Source organism: Micrococcus lylae (genome assembly GCF_900163825.1).
GTDB classification, from domain to species: domain Bacteria; phylum Actinomycetota; class Actinomycetes; order Actinomycetales; family Micrococcaceae; genus Micrococcus; species Micrococcus lylae.
The window spans coordinates 1-13554 of record NZ_FUKP01000059.1 but is presented as its reverse complement, the minus strand read 5'-3'; the positions used below and the strand labels follow the sequence as shown (position 1 = coordinate 13554).

The following is a 13554-nucleotide window of genomic DNA, read 5'->3' as shown; positions in this document are numbered from 1 at the left end:
CCTGCCGTTCGCGGTGCGCGGAAGCCGTGCACGCCCGCCGACCGAGGCTGGCGTGCACGGCCGAGGCGTACAAGGATGGAGGCGGAAGGGATGCCGCAGGCGCCCGGGCACGCGTCCCGGACGGCGGCATCGGACCGTACACAACCGAGGAGGACTCATGGCTGAATTCACCCTGCCGGAGCTGGACTACGACTACGCCGCCCTGGAGCCGCACATCTCTGCGCGCATCATGGAGCTGCACCACTCCAAGCACCACGCCACCTACGTGAAGGGTGCCAACACCGCCCTCGAGAAGCTGGCCGCCGCCCGCGAGGCCGAGGACTTCGGCGCGATCAACCAGCTGTCGAAGGACCTCGCCTTCAACCTGGGCGGCCACACCAACCACTCGATCTTCTGGAAGAACCTCTCCCCGGACGGCGGCGACAAGCCGACCGGTGAGCTCGCCGCCGCGATCGACGAGTACTTCGGGTCCTTCGAGAAGTTCCAGGCGCACTTCACCGCCGCGGCCCTCGGCATCCAGGGCTCCGGCTGGGCCGTCCTGGCCTACGAGCCGGTCGGCGGCAACCTGGTCATCGAGCAGTTCTACGACCAGCAGAACGGCGTGCCGGTGGCCACCATCCCGCTGTTCCAGCTGGACATGTGGGAGCACGCCTTCTACCTCGACTACCAGAACGTGAAGGCCGACTACGTCAAGGCCGTCTGGAACATCGTGAACTGGGAGGACGTGCAGGCCCGCTTCGAGGCGGCCCGCAACGGCGCCTCGGGCCTGGTCCTGCCGGCCTGATCCGACGCACCGCTCGCGACCCCGGGGCATGCCACCGCCCCGGGGTCCGGGCGGACCCGCACCCGGCGCCGCCCGCCGGCGCAGCCCCACGTCCGTCCCCACCGTCAACAACCAGCATGCGCCCGTCCGAGGGCGCGAGGAACAGAGGCACGCATGACCAAGATCGCCATCAACGGATTCGGACGCATCGGACGCAACGCCCTCCGCGTCATCCTGGACCGCACTCCCGACCTCGAGCTCGTGGCCATCAACGATCTGGCCGACAATGAGGACCTGTTCTACCTGACCAAGTACGACACCATCCTCGGCACCTTCCCGGGGGAGCTCGAGCTGGCCGACGACGGCCTGGTCGTCAACGGCCGGACCGTCAAGATGTTCGCCGAACCGGACCCGTCTGCGCTGCCGTGGGGCGAGCTGGGGGTCGAGATCGTGATCGACTGCACCGGCATCTTCACCTCCGGCGAGAAGGCCAAGGCCCACCTGGACGCCGGCGCCAAGAAGGTCGTCATCTCCGCCCCGGGCAAGGACGTGGACGGCACCTTCGTCATGGGCGTGAATGAGGACAAGTATGACCCGCAGACCATGCACATCGTCTCCAACGCCTCCTGCACCACCAACTGCCTGGCCCCGATGGTGAAGGTGCTGAACGACGAGTTCGGCATCGTCGACGGCATCATGACCACCATCCACGCCTACACCGGCGACCAGAACCTGCACGACAACGTCCACAAGAAGGACCGCCGCCGTGCCCGCGCCGCCGCGCAGAACATGGTGCCGACCTCCACCGGTGCAGCCAAGGCGATCGGCGCGGTCATCCCGGAGCTCGAGGGCAAGCTGGACGGCTTCGCCATGCGCGTGCCGACCATCACCGGCTCCGCCACCGACCTCACCGTCGAGCTGACCCGCCACGTGGACGTCGACGAGGTCAACGCCGCCTTCAAGAAGGCCGCCGAGAGCGAGAAGATGAAGGGCCGCCTGGTGTACTCCGAGGACCCGATCGTCTCCTCGGACATCGTCACCACCGAGGCCGCCTGCACCTTCGACGCCCCGCTGACCAAGTCGATCGGCCAGACCGTCAAGATCATCGGCTGGTACGACAACGAGTACGGCTACACCTGCCAGCTGCTCGACCTCACCTCGCACATCGCCGCCACCCTCTGAGAGCGGCAGTGACAGCCACGGCCCGCACCGACCGCACGTCGGTGCGGGCCGTTGCCTAGACTCGACCTGACGGCACCGTCGCCGACGAGCGCGCGTGTGCCCCCTCACGACCCCATCCCGGTTCCCGTCGCGCCAAGGAGGACGCCCGATGACCGCCCAGACCCTGAACGACCTGCTCTCCGCGGGAGTGCGCGGACGCACCGTGCTCATCCGGTCCGATCTGAACGTGCCGCTGGACGGCTCGACCGTCACCGACGACGGCCGCATCCGTGCGTCCCTGCCGGCCATCAAGGAGCTCGCCGACGCCGGCGCCAAGGTGATCGTCATGGCCCACCTCGGCCGCCCCAAGGGCGAGCCGGATCCGACGTTCTCCCTCGCCCCGGTGGCCGCCCGCATGAGCGAGCTGCTCCGCGCCGAGGTCGCCCTGGCCGACGACGTCACGGGCTCCTCCGCCCGGCAGAAGGCCGCAGCCCTGGCCGAGGGCGAGGTCCTCTTGGTGGAGAACGTGCGCTTCGACGCCCGCGAGACCTCCAAGGATGCAGCCGAGCGGCAGGAGCTCGCGAAGGAGATGGCCGCCCTCGCCGGCGCGGACGGCGCCTACGTGGGCGACGCCTTCGGCGCCGTGCACCGAGCCCACGCCTCCGTGGCGGACATCGCCTCCCTGCTGCCGGCCTACCAGGGCCCGCTCGTGGCGACCGAGCTGGAGGTCCTCACCCGTCTCACCGAGTCCCCGGAGCGCCCGTACGTGGTGGTCCTGGGCGGGTCGAAGGTGTCGGACAAGCTCGCCGTGATCGACAACCTGCTGGAGAAGGCGGACACCCTGCTCATCGGGGGCGGGATGCTCTTCACCTTCCTCAAGGCCCAGGGGCATGAGGTCGGCTCCTCCCTGCTCGAGGAGGACCAGCTGGACACCGTCAAGGGCTACCTGGAGCGCTCCGGCAAGGGCGCGGCCACCATCGTGCTGCCCACCGACATCGTGATGGCCTCCGGCTTCGCCAAGGACGCCGAGCACGAGGTCCTCCCGGTGGACGCCCTGGCCTCCGGGACTCACGGCGACAAGGCCATGGGCCTGGACATCGGCCCCGCGACCGCCCAGGCCTATGCCGCCGAGGTCGCCGGCGCCAAGACCGTGTTCTGGAACGGTCCGATGGGCGTGTTCGAGTTCCCGGCCTTCGCCGAGGGCACCCGCGCCGTGGCCCAGGGTCTCACCGAGGCCACGGCGGCCGGCGGCCTGTCCGTGGTCGGCGGCGGCGACTCGGCCGCGGCCGTGCGCACCCTGGGCTTCGAGGACGGCCAGTTCGGCCACATCTCCACCGGCGGCGGCGCCTCCCTGGAGTACCTCGAGGGCAAGGAGCTGCCGGGCGTGTCGGCCCTGTCCGGCGGGAAGGCCTGAGCCATGGCAGAGCAGACTGCGCGCATCCCGCTGATCGCGGGCAACTGGAAGATGAACCTGGACCACATGCAGGCCGTGGACCTCGTCCAGAAGGTCGCCTGGGGCCTGAAGGACGCCGGCCACGACCAGGACCGGGTGGAGGTGGCGGTCTTCCCGCCGTTCACCGACCTGCGCAGCGTCCAGACCCTCGTCAAGGGCGACCGCCTCGAGCTCGCCTACGGCGGCCAGGACCTGTCCCCGCACGCCTCCGGCGCCTACACCGGCGACGTCTCCGGCGCCTTCCTCGCCAGGCTGGACTGCACCTACGTGATCGTGGGGCACTCGGAGCGACGCGAGATCCACGCTGAGGACGACGCCGTGGTGGCCTCCAAGGTGGCCGCCGCGCTCGAGCACGGCCTGGTGCCGGTGCTCTGCGTCGGCGAGGGCCTGGAGGTCCGCCAGGCAGGCCGGCACGTGGACCACACCGTGGCCCAGCTGACGGCGGCCCTGGACGGGCTGTCCGCCGAGCAGATCGGCCGGGTCGTGGTGGCCTACGAGCCGGTGTGGGCCATCGGCACCGGCGAGGTCGCCGGCGCCGACGACGCCCAGCAGATGTGCGCCGCCCTGCGTGCCGAGCTCGAGCGCCTCGCCGGGGAGGAGACCGCCGCGTCGGTCCGCATCCTCTACGGCGGCTCCGTCAAGGCGGCCTCCGCGCCCGAGCTGCTCGCGCAGCCGGACGTGGACGGCGCGCTGGTCGGCGGTGCCAGCCTCGACGCGGACGAGTTTGTTAGGATCGTCCAGTTCGACTCCGCCTCCTGAGCAGGCGGGATTCCCGAGCCGAGAACATCACGGCGCAGGGGCCGGATGTGGTCCCTCCGCCCTCTCACGAGGAGTGATCCGTGGACATCCTGATGGTGATCCTGCAGGTCCTGGTGGCGCTGTCCAGCGTCCTGCTGATCCTGCTGGTGCTGCTGCACAAGGGCCGCGGCGGCGGCGTCTCCGACATGTTCGGCGGCGGTGTGTCCTCCTCGATGTCCGCCTCGGGGGCCTCGCAGAAGCTGCTGGCGCGCGTCACCGTGACGACCGCGGTGCTCTGGGCGGTGATGATCGTCCTGATCGGACTAATCGCCCGCCTCAACGTGGAGTTCTGACCGAAGGACCTCGACGACGGCCCCCTCCGTGCCCGGCGCTCTCGCCGCGCACGGAGGGGGCCTTCGCGTCTGTCAGCGCTCACTGGCCTGCACAGCCTCCAGATCGGTCCGGGGCAGGCCTTCCGAGAGGACCCGGCCCAGGATCTCGTCCGGGTCCAGGCGGCGTAGCTCCTCGGCCAGGCAGTCCTGGTCGGTGCGGCGGGGCAGAGAGATGCGCTGCACGGGACGGCCGGCCTGGTAGAGCCTGGCCACCGCGGACTGTGAACGCGAGAGCACGATGTCACCGCGGTGGCGGCGCAGGCGGACGGCGCGGATGCCGTGGCCGCGCTTCGTGTGGGCGATGGTCACCGGGACCCGCAGCGCCTGGGTGAGCCAGGCGGCCAGCAGCAGCGTCGAGGGGGAGTCCGGGGCGCCGTCCACGGTGACTGACCGGATCTCGCGCGGATCCTGGTCGTCCAGGATCGCGGCGAGCTGGTTCCGCCACAGGGTGAGGCGGGTCCACGCCAGGTCGGTGTCCCCGGCCCGATGGCCGTCTCGGCGGGCCCAGAGGGCGCGTTCGGCATAGGGGGACGCGGCGGTGTCCGTGATGCGGCGGTGCGCCAGCCGGCCCAGCGGGGTCTCGGAGGGCACGTGCGGAGCGACCCCCGGCCACCAGACCACGATCGGCGCGTCCGGCAGCAGCAGGGCGGAGACGAGGGCCTCGGTCGGCTCTGCATTGGCGCCGTGGCACGCCAGCACCACCACGTCCGAGGCGCCGGCGTCCCCGCCGACGCGGATCTCGGCGTCGAGCCGGTTCTGCGCGGTGCGGTCGCCGAGGGCCAGCACGATGATGCGGCAGGGGTGTTCGAGGGACGCGGCGTTCGCGGCATCGAGCGCCTTCTCCACGCCGTCGAGATCCGTGCTGATCACGAGGGTCAGCACGCGGCCGAGGGTGACCACCCCGCCGGCCTCGCGCAGCCGGGTGATGCGCTTGGCCACCTCCGAGGTGGTGGTGTCCTCCATGCGGATCTTCACGGGCGCCTCCATTGCCGGCCGTCGCGGATGAGCAGGTCGTGTGCCGAGGGCGGCCCCCAGGAGCCGGGGTCGTAGGGCTCGGGCTGGCCGGGCATCGATTCCCAGTGCTTCACGAAGGGGTCCACGATGCGCCAGGACAGCTCCACCTCGGCCTGGCGGGGGAACAGCGGCGGCTCGCCCAGCAGGACGTCCAGGATCAGCCGCTCGTAGGCCTCCGGCGAGTCCTCGGTGAAGGCGTGGCCGTAGCCGAAGTCCATGGTCACGTCACGGACCTCGGACTGGGTGCCGGGCACCTTGGAGGCGAATCGCAGGGTCACGCCCTCGTCCGGCTGCACGCGGATCACCACGACGTTCTGGCCGAACTCGTCACCCGGGCGCACGGGGAACAGCAGGTGCGGCGGCTGCTTGAAGACCACGGCGATCTCGGTGACGCGGCGCCCCAGGCGTTTGCCGGCGCGCAGGTAGAACGGCACGCCCTGCCAGCGGCGGGTCCGGATGCCGACCTTGAGGGCGGCGTAGGTCTCGGTGGTCGATGCGGGGTTGAAGCCCTCCTCGTCCAGGAAGCCGGTGACCTGCTCGCCGCCCTGCCAGCCGGAGGTGTACTGGCCGCGTGCCGAGGCGGCCTCGATCTCCCGCGGATCGGAGGGCACCTCGACCGCGGCGAGGATTTTCTCCTTCTCGGCCCGCAGGTGGTCCGCGTCGAAGGAGAGGGGCTCCTCCATGGCAGTCAGGGCGAGCAGCTGCAGCAGATGGTTCTGGATGACGTCGCGGGCGGCGCCGACGCCGTCGTAGTAGGAGGCGCGGCCGCCGATGCCGATGTCCTCGGCCATCGTGATCTGCACGTGGTCCACGTGCTCGGCGGACCAGAGCGGCTCGAAGATCCGGTTCGCGAAGCGGAAGGCGAGGATGTTCTGGACCGTCTCCTTGCCGAGGTAGTGGTCGATGCGGAACACTGACTCGGGCGGGAACACGCGCTCGATGACCTCGTTCAACTCGCGGGCGCTGTCCAGGTCATGGCCGAAGGGCTTCTCGATCACCACCCGACGCCAGGCGGCGTCCCGGTCCCCGGAGTCCTCTGCCAGGCCGACCTCCGCCAGCTGGCGGCAGACCTCCTCGAACCAGCTCGGAGGGATGGAGAGGTAGAACGCCGTGTTGGCCCGGGTGCCGCGCGAGGACTCCAGCTCCGTCAGGACCTCCACGAGACGCTCGTAGGCCGCGTCGTCGTCGAAGGCGCCGGAGATGAACCGCAGGCCGCCGGAGAACTGCTGCCAGACGGTCTCGTTGAACGGCGTGCGGGCCCCGGCCTCCACGGCGGCGCGCACGTACTCGGCGAAGTCCGCGTCGGACCACTCACGGCGGCCGAAGCCGACCAGCGAGAACCCCGGGGGCAGCAGGCCCCGGCCGGCGAGGTCGTACATCGCCGGGAGCAGCTTCTTGCGGGCCAGGTCGCCCGTGACGCCGAAGAGCACGAGGGATGACGGACCCGCGATGCGGGTCAGCCGGCGGTCCAGCGGGTCGCGGAGCGGGTTGGACACGGTGGCCCAGCGCTGCGCGCGGGAGGGCTCAGAGCGCATCTGCGGCGGTGCGCAGGGCGGCGATGCCCGCGGTGCGGTCGGTCAGGTGCAGGCGGACCACCGGCAGGCCGTGGTCGGCGAGCACGGCGGCGTCGCCCGAGGCCTGGGCGGCGATGAGACGGCCGAGGGTGAACGGACGCTCCGGGACCTCGAGGTCTGCGGCGGGATCGGCGGTCAGCTGGAGCACCACGGCGTTCGGCCTGCCGCCCTTGTGCAGCTGGCCGGTCGAATGGAGGAAGCGGGGGCCCCAGCCGAAGGTGACCGGACGGCCGGAGGCCTGCGCCAGGACCGGGCGCAGGGCCTCCAGATCGGCGTCGGCGTGGCGGTCCATGTAGGCCTGGACGGTCAGGTAGCCGTCCTCGGGCAGCAGGGCCAGGGTGGAGCGCAGGACGTCCGTGAGCGAGCCGGCGTCGGCGTCGGCGGGCAGGCCGGAGACGGCGATGCCCTCCACCTCGTCGCCGCGCTCCTCGGCGACGACGGGGGAGTCCAGCAGCTCACGGGCGGCGGCCTTGGCGGCCTCCACGTCCGGCTGGTCGAACGGGTTGATGCCCAGCAGTCGGCCGGCGACGGCGGTGGCCACCTCGAAGACGAGCAGCAGGGCGCCGAGCGAGCCGGAGACGACCACGCCGTGGGCCGGGGCGGCGACGCCGTCCAGGTCTCCGGAGAGGACCACCTGGAGCAGGTCCGCGGCGTCAGACGAGGTCTCAGGGGCGCCGTCGTCGACGACGACCGGCACCAGGCCCACGCCCTGCTTGCCCGTGGACTCGGCGATGAGCTGCTCGGCCCAGTCGCCGAAGCCGACGATGCCCGAACCGGCGTCCGAGACGATCAGCTTGTCCCTCAGCGGCAGGGTGCCGCCGAGCGCGGCGCCGAGCTGCAGGCCCGGGTTGTCCGCGTCGTCCTCGGTGAGCAGGTCGAGCACGGATTCGGCGTCGTCAAGCAGGGTCTCGACGTCCACCCCGGCGAGCCCGGCCGGGACGAGGCCGAAGGCGGTGAGCGCGGAGTAGCGTCCGCCGACGGTCGGATCGGCCGTGAAGACAGCCCGGTAGCCGGCCTCCACGGCGGTCTGCTCGAGCGGCGAGCCCGGGTCGGTGACCACGACGATCCGGGAGGCCGCGTCGATGCCCGCGGCGGTGAACGCCTCGGCCATGATGCGGCGCTGGGAGTCGGTCTCCACTGTGGAGCCGGACTTGGAGGAGACCACCAGGACGGTGCGGTCCAGGTCGGTCAGTGCCGCGCGCACCTGGTCCGGGTCGGTGGAGTCCAGCACGGTGAGCTCCTTGCCGGCGGTGCCGGCGATGACCTCCGGGGCCAGGGACGAGCCGCCCATGCCGGCGAGGACGACCCGGTCCACGCCCTCGCCGCGCAGCGTCTCCGCCAGCTCGGAGATCTGCGGCAGCAGCGGACGGGAACGGGCGACCGCATCGATCCAGCCCAGACGCTTCGAGGACTCCTCCTCGGCGGCCGGCCCCCAGAGCGTCGGGTCCTCTGCGGCGAGGCGGGAGGCGAAGCGCTCCTCGACGAGGGTGGGGACGTGACGGTCGACGGCGTCGAGTGCGGCGCCGGTGGCGCTCAGTCCGAGGGTGCTCATGGCGTGCTCCTTCTGGTTGCGCGGTGCGCGTGGCGAGTCGGTGCGGGCGGTGGGCGGTCAGCGGGTGCGGCGGGAGGCCAGGCCCTCGGACACGGAGTCCAGGAGCTGTTCCCAGGCGGTCTCGAACTTCTCCAGGCCCTCGGCCTCGAGGACGTCCACGACCTCACGATAGGAGACCCCGGCGTGGCCGATCGCGTCGAGGTGGGCGTCGGCGTCGGCGTAGCCGCCGGGGATGACCGCCGGGACGATCTCACCGTGGTCGGCGACGGCCTCCAGGGTGGCCGCGGGCATGGTGTTCACGCAGCGCTCGGCGACGAGCTCGGTGACGTAGAGCGTGTCCGGCAGCGCGGGGTCCTTCACACCGGTCGAGGCCCAGAGCGGGCGCTGCACCGGGGCGCCGGCGGCCTCGAGGAGGCGCCAGCGCTCGGTCTGCAGGGACTCGTCGAAGATGCGGTACGCCAGGCGGGCGTTCGCCACCCCGGCCCCGCCCTTGAGCCGCACGGCGTCGCCGCCGATCTGCTCGAGGCGGCGGTCCACCTCCGTGTCCACGCGGGAGACGAAGAACGAGGCCACCGAGTGGATCCGGGACAGGTCCCGGCCCCGGGAGCGCGCCTGCTCGAGTCCTGACATCCAGGCGTTGACGACCTCTCGGTAGCGTGGCAGCGAGAAGATCAGCGTGACGTTGACGCTGATGCCCTCGGCCAGCACGGCGGTGACGGCCGGCAGACCCTCCACGGTCGCGGGGATCTTGATCATGACGTTCTGCCGCCCGATCCTCTCGGCGAGCTCGCGCGCCTGGCGGATGGTGCCGGAGGTGTCCCGGGCCAGCCGGGGGTCGACTTCGATGGACACGAAGCCGTCGGCCCCCTCCGTGGCGGCGTGGACGGGCGCGAGCACCTCGGCGGCGCCGGCCACGTCGCGGGTCGTCAGGGCGGTGACGGCGGCGTCTACGTCCGCGCCGGCCGCGGCGAGCTCGTCCAGCTGCGCGGCGTAGACGTCGGCGTCCTCGAGGGCCTTCTGGAAGATCGCCGGGTTGGTGGTCACGCCGGTCACCGACCGGGTCGCCACCAGGTCCGCCAGCGAGCCGTCCACAAGGCGGGCGCGGGACAGATCGTCCAGCCAGACTGAGACGCCCGCGGCCGCGAGGGTCGCGGTGTTCGGGTTCTGTGCTGCCTGCTCGACCATGCTCAGGACTCCTTCCGCTCCGCCAGCAGGTCCTGCGCGACGGAGACGATGTTCTCGGCGGTGAAGCCGTACTTCTCGAAGAGGCGCTCACCGGAGGCGGACTCGCCGTAGTGCTCGAGACTGATCCTGGCGCCTCGGGAGCCTGCGGTGACGGTGTGCTCGAACCAGGGCTGGGCCACGCCGGCCTCGACGGACACGCGCACGGGGGCGGCCGGCCCGTCCGGCAGCACGGCGGCGCGGTACTCCACGTCCTGCTCGGCGAACCACTCCAGGCACGGTGCGGACACCACGCGGGTGGGGATGCCGGCGGCCTGCAGCTGTTCGCGGGCCGCAACGGCGAGCTTCACCTCGGAGCCGGTGGCGACCAGCAGCACGCGGGCGTCGGCGGCGTTGCCCTCGGCGTCGGCGCCGTCCACGAGCACGTAGGCGCCGCGAGCGACCTCGGAGGCCTCCGCGAATCCGTCGCCGCGGGGCAGGACCGGCAGGCTCTGACGGGAGAGGATGAGGCCGGCGGGACGGTCCGGACGGTTCAGCACCGTGTGCCAGGCCCAGGCGGTCTCGTTCGCGTCCGCCGGGCGGACGACGTCCAGGTTCGGGATGGCCCGGAGGGAGGCGAGGTGTTCGACCGGCTGGTGGGTGGGTCCGTCCTCGCCCAGTCCGATGGAGTCATGGGTCCACACGAAGACGGAGCCGACGCCCATCAGGGCCGCCAGGCGCACCGCGGGGCGCTGATAGTCGGAGAAGGTGAGGAACGTGCCGGCGTAGGCGCGGGTGAGGCCGCCGAGGGCGATGCCGTTGACGATGCATCCGGCGGCGAACTCGCGGATGCCGAAGTGCAGGGTGCGGCCGTACGGGTGTCCGGCCCAGGCCTTCGTGGACCTGTCGGCCGGGATGAACGAGGGCTCGCCCTTCATGGTGGTGTTGTTGGAGCCGGCGAGGTCGGCGGAGCCGCCCCAGAGCTCGGGCATGACGTCGGCGAGGGCGGTGAGCACCTCTCCGGACGCGGCACGGGTGGCGACCTCCTTCGAGCCGGGCTCCCACCTGGGCAGCGCGTCCTCCAGGCCCTCGGGCGTCCGGCCGGCGGCGAGGCGGTCGTAGAGCCGGGCCTTCTCCGGGCACGCCTCACGCCAGGCAGCGAAGGCCTGGTCCCACGTCGCGCGGTAGGCCGCGGACCGTTCTTCGATCGATCGGGCGTGCTCGAGGAGCCCCGGGTCCACCGCGAACATGGTGTCCGGGTCGAAGCCGAGCTGCTCCTTGACGGCGCGCAGCTCGTCCTCGCCGAGCTTGGAGCCGTGGATGCCGCCGGTGTTCTTCTTCGTGGGGGCGGGCCAGCCGATGACGGTCCGCAGGATGATGATCGAGGGCCTGCCGGTCTCGGCCTTGGCCGCGACGAGTGCCTCGTGGAGGGCGGCGGTGTCCTCGGTGTACTCGGTGACCTCGTGACCGTCGGCGCCGTTGGTCCAGTCCACCTCCTGCACGTGCCAGCCGTAGGCGCGGTAGCGGGCGGCGACGTCCTCGGTGAAGGCGATGTCCGTGTCGTCCTCGATGGAGATGCGGTTCGCGTCGTAGACGACCACCAGGTTCCCCAGCTCCTGGGTGCCGGCGAGCGAGGACGCCTCGGAGGTGACACCCTCCTGGATGTCGCCGTCGCCGGCGACGACGAAGACGTGGTGGTCGAAGGGCGAGGTTCCGGCCGGAGCGTCCGGGTCCAGGAGGCCGCGCACGCGACGCTGGTCGTAGGCGAAGCCCACGGCGGAGGCGAGACCCTGGCCGAGCGGGCCGGTGGTCATCTCGACGTGGTCGGTGGTGTGGTTGACCTCGGGGTGGCCCGGGGTCTTGGAGCCCTCGGTGCGCAGTGCTTCGATGTCCTCGAGCTCAAGTCCTGCACCGGCGGCGAACAGCTGCAGGTACAGCGTCAGCGAGGAGTGGCCGGCGGAGAGGATGAAGCGGTCCCGGCCGGCCCAGTGCGGGTCGGACGGGTCGATGTGAAGGACGTTCTGGAAGATCTCCCAGGCCACGGGGGCCAGGGACATCGCGGTGCCGGGGTGGCCGTGGCCGGCCTTCTCCACGGCGTCGGCGGCGAGCACGCGCAGCGTGTCCACCACGGCCCGGTCCTTCTCCCCGTAGACGTGGCCGCGGGCCGGCCGGGTCCGGTCGAGGGCGGGGCGGGCGATGGACTCGTTCACGTCGGAACTCCTCACGGGCGGGCGATCTCTGTCCACGGCGCTCCCACCGGTCGCTCGGCCGGTGCGGACACGCCGCCGCGGCAAGCCTATCGCCCGAGACTGCGCGGGATCGCCCCCTGCCCGCCCGGCGGACACCATCCGCGGTACACTGGAGGTTGGCCCATCTGCACTCACCGTGCCTGCGCTCCGGTAGTGCGTCCAGCGGGCCGCCCCCGTCCCCGCCCCCGTGAAGAAGTCGATGTCATCCACCGTGGAGTCGCCCGTGACCGCCGTTGACCGCACCGCCGAAGCCGAGCAGCACCCCGGCCGCGTCGCCGGCGAACCCGTCGGCTTCAAGCGCAAGGCGCGCGCCTACTGGGAGCTCACCAAGCCGCGTGTCATCGAGCTGCTGCTGGTGACCACGCTGCCGACCATGATCTTCGCCCAGCGCGGCTTCCCGGACGTGTTCGTCATGCTCTCCACCCTGGTGGGCGGCGCGATGGCCGCAGGCGCCTCGGGCGCGTTCAACTGCTACATCGACCGGGACATCGACCGCATCATGAAGCGCACCGAGCGTCGTCCGCTGGTGACCGGTGAGGTGTCACCGCGCGAGGCCCTGGTGTTCTCGTGGGTGCTCACCGTCCTGTCCCTGGTGATCCTCACCGTCGGCGCCAACTGGCTCGCCGGCCTGCTGGGCGCGGCGGCGATCTTCTTCTACGTGGTCGTCTACTCGCTGATCCTCAAGCGCCGCACCGAGCAGAACATCGTGTGGGGCGGCATCGCCGGGTGCTTCCCGGTGCTCATCGCCTGGGCCGCGGTCCGCGAGACGATCGAGTGGCCCGCGATCATTCTGTTCGTGGTGATCTTCCTGTGGACTCCGCCGCACTACTGGCCGCTGTCCATGAAGTACAAGCGCGACTACCAGGCCGCCGACGTCCCGATGCTCGGCGCCACCGCCTCCGCGCACCACGTCTCCAACCAGGTCGTCCTCTACGCGTGGGCCACCGTGGCCTGCTCGCTGCTGCTCGTCCCGCTGGGCTGGGCCGGCATCGTGTACACGGTGGTGGCCGTGGGCGTGGGCGGCTGGTTCGTCTGGGAGTCGCACGTGCTGCAGCGTCAGGCGACCCGCAGCGACTTCGAGGACCGCAAGGCCATGAAGGTCTTCCACCTCTCGATCTCCTACCTGACCCTGCTGTTCATCGCGCTGGCTGTGGACCCGTTCGTGGGCGCCCCGCTGATGACCTTCGGCGGCTGAGCCTCCCCGCCTGATTCCCGACGACGGCCCCTCGCCTCACGCCGGCAGGGGCCAGTCGCGTGTCTCCGCCCCCTGGAAGCCCTCGTTCCGAAACGGAGCATGCCTGGCGCGCTCTGGTTCGGATCGAGCGCAACCGGCCTGGCGCCGCAGACACGGCCCGGCGTCTTCGATCCGAACGAGAGCGCTCCTCGCAGGCCCTGGATCGGATCGAGCGCACGTGTGTGGCGGGGCTGGGGTGGCACGGTGCCTTCGATCCGAACGAGAGCGCTCCTCGCAGGCCCTGGATCGGATCGAGCGCACGT

The 13554-nt window shown here is 71.5% G+C and carries 11 protein-coding genes; 6 read left to right on the top strand and 5 right to left on the bottom strand.

The genetic code is table 11. The features are described 5' to 3' along the window. Nucleotides 1-157 precede the first annotated feature (157 nt). The 5 genes from FM125_RS08425 (at nt 158) to secG (ending at nt 4468) form a co-directional block, all read left to right on the top strand. Nucleotides 158-784 carry a superoxide dismutase gene (locus FM125_RS08425; RefSeq protein WP_067188955.1) on the top strand — a complete coding sequence of 209 codons (627 nt, stop codon included), beginning with the start codon at nt 158-160 and terminating at the stop codon, nt 782-784. 153 nt (nt 785-937) lie between these two features. Continuing rightward, on the top strand, nt 938-1945 hold the full coding sequence (gene gap / locus FM125_RS08420) for a type I glyceraldehyde-3-phosphate dehydrogenase (protein WP_067188957.1): 1008 nt from the start codon (nt 938-940) through the stop codon (nt 1943-1945). Nucleotides 1946-2093: 148 nt separating this feature from the next. Next, a complete protein-coding gene (locus tag FM125_RS08415; RefSeq protein ID WP_067188959.1) occupies nt 2094-3338 on the top strand; it encodes a phosphoglycerate kinase in 1245 nt (414 codons plus the stop codon). 3 nt (nt 3339-3341) lie between these two features. Then, nucleotides 3342-4136, top strand: a complete 795-nt coding sequence (tpiA, locus tag FM125_RS08410; RefSeq protein WP_070638281.1) for a triose-phosphate isomerase — start codon at nt 3342-3344, stop codon at nt 4134-4136. Nucleotides 4137-4216: 80 nt separating this feature from the next. Beyond that, complete coding sequence (gene secG, locus FM125_RS08405) at nt 4217-4468, top strand: preprotein translocase subunit SecG (protein ID WP_067188963.1); 252 nt, start codon at nt 4217-4219, stop codon at nt 4466-4468. 72 nt (nt 4469-4540) lie between these two features. Here the strand turns inward: secG and FM125_RS08400 are convergent, their stop codons facing one another. From FM125_RS08400 to tkt, 5 genes are read right to left on the bottom strand one after another with little or no spacing between them, the layout of a single operon-like run. Further along, nucleotides 4541-5482, bottom strand: a complete 942-nt coding sequence (locus tag FM125_RS08400) for a glucose-6-phosphate dehydrogenase assembly protein OpcA (protein ID WP_067188965.1) — start codon at nt 5480-5482, stop codon at nt 4541-4543. Continuing rightward, complete coding sequence (gene zwf, locus FM125_RS08395) at nt 5479-7056, bottom strand: glucose-6-phosphate dehydrogenase (protein ID WP_070638284.1); 1578 nt, start codon at nt 7054-7056, stop codon at nt 5479-5481. Before zwf ends, FM125_RS08400 begins: the two co-directional genes overlap by 4 nt. Continuing rightward, the gene (locus FM125_RS08390) at nt 7046-8647 is read right to left on the bottom strand and encodes a glucose-6-phosphate isomerase (RefSeq protein WP_087134293.1); all 1602 of its coding nucleotides are present in this window, start codon (nt 8645-8647) and stop codon (nt 7046-7048) included. The genes zwf and FM125_RS08390 overlap by 11 nt, the downstream gene beginning before the upstream one ends. A 57-nt stretch (nt 8648-8704) precedes the next feature. Continuing rightward, entirely contained in the window at nt 8705-9832 is a 1128-nt protein-coding gene (gene tal / locus FM125_RS08385) for a transaldolase (protein WP_070638289.1), read from the bottom strand. Nucleotides 9833-9834: 2 nt separating this feature from the next. Beyond that, on the bottom strand, nt 9835-12006 hold the full coding sequence (gene tkt, locus FM125_RS08380) for a transketolase (RefSeq protein ID WP_425435815.1): 2172 nt from the start codon (nt 12004-12006) through the stop codon (nt 9835-9837). 274 nt (nt 12007-12280) lie between these two features. Between tkt and FM125_RS08375 the strand changes: the two genes are divergently transcribed. After that, a complete protein-coding gene (locus tag FM125_RS08375) occupies nt 12281-13252 on the top strand; it encodes a heme o synthase (RefSeq protein ID WP_245829918.1) in 972 nt (323 codons plus the stop codon). Nucleotides 13253-13554 lie beyond the last annotated feature (302 nt).

Coding starts and splice junctions, on each gene's coding strand:
- tal (WP_070638289.1), bottom strand. CDS start 9,832: ATGGTCGAGCAGGCAGCACAGAACCCGAACACCGCGACCCTCGCGGCC.
- tpiA (WP_070638281.1), top strand. CDS start 3,342: ATGGCAGAGCAGACTGCGCGCATCCCGCTGATCGCGGGCAACTGGAAG.
- gap (WP_067188957.1), top strand. CDS start 938: ATGACCAAGATCGCCATCAACGGATTCGGACGCATCGGACGCAACGCC.
- FM125_RS08390 (WP_087134293.1), bottom strand. CDS start 8,647: ATGAGCACCCTCGGACTGAGCGCCACCGGCGCCGCACTCGACGCCGTC.
- FM125_RS08425 (WP_067188955.1), top strand. CDS start 158: ATGGCTGAATTCACCCTGCCGGAGCTGGACTACGACTACGCCGCCCTG.
- FM125_RS08415 (WP_067188959.1), top strand. CDS start 2,094: ATGACCGCCCAGACCCTGAACGACCTGCTCTCCGCGGGAGTGCGCGGA.
- zwf (WP_070638284.1), bottom strand. CDS start 7,056: ATGCGCTCTGAGCCCTCCCGCGCGCAGCGCTGGGCCACCGTGTCCAAC.